Source organism: Centipeda infelix ATCC 43532 (genome assembly GCF_000234095.1).
GTDB classification, from domain to species: domain Bacteria; phylum Bacillota; class Negativicutes; order Selenomonadales; family Selenomonadaceae; genus Centipeda; species Centipeda infelix.
The window spans coordinates 1-509 of record NZ_JH376825.1 but is presented as its reverse complement, the minus strand read 5'-3'; the positions used below and the strand labels follow the sequence as shown (position 1 = coordinate 509).

The following is a 509-nucleotide window of genomic DNA, read 5'->3' as shown; positions in this document are numbered from 1 at the left end:
GTGTGCCTTGCCTATCCCCTGTTGCGTGTCTCAGTGCGTTTTCGATGTGCACTTAGGAGTTTCTCGCAGCCGCGAAAAACTCGTGCACACCTTCGAGCAGAATTGCTCGAAGCTCACTTATGCATTTCAGAATCTGAAACGCCGTTCGCGCCCGATTGTATCGGGCGATTTTTGCCGCTCACCTTCGTTCGCTGATCCGCCGCGATGGGCGGATAAAAAAATAGATCGGCGCACATCGGCGCCGATCGGATTCAAGTCAGCTTGCTTTTTGCTCTGCGAATACCTCGTATTGTTCTTCAGGAATGGCTGCGGAATCGTTCGAGCCGTCCCCTTCGGCTGCTGCGTCGTGATATTGCAGCAGCACGTTCATTCTTGCGTTCTTCCCGCCCTTGAATAATACGTCTGGGTTTACGCGATATGCGCCTTGATTGATGCGTTGCAAGAAGTTACTGTCGATTAGTGCTTGTAGTGTCCTCGATACCGTTTGATAGCTGATACCGCTTTTATCG

Annotated in this window: 1 protein-coding gene; it reads right to left on the bottom strand. The window is 51.5% G+C overall.

The features are described from left to right. Positions 1-256: 256 nt before the first annotated feature. Positions 257-509, bottom strand: a 253-nt coding sequence (locus HMPREF9334_RS11305; protein WP_006693596.1) for a replication/maintenance protein RepL, incomplete at its 5' end; no start/stop codon positions are given.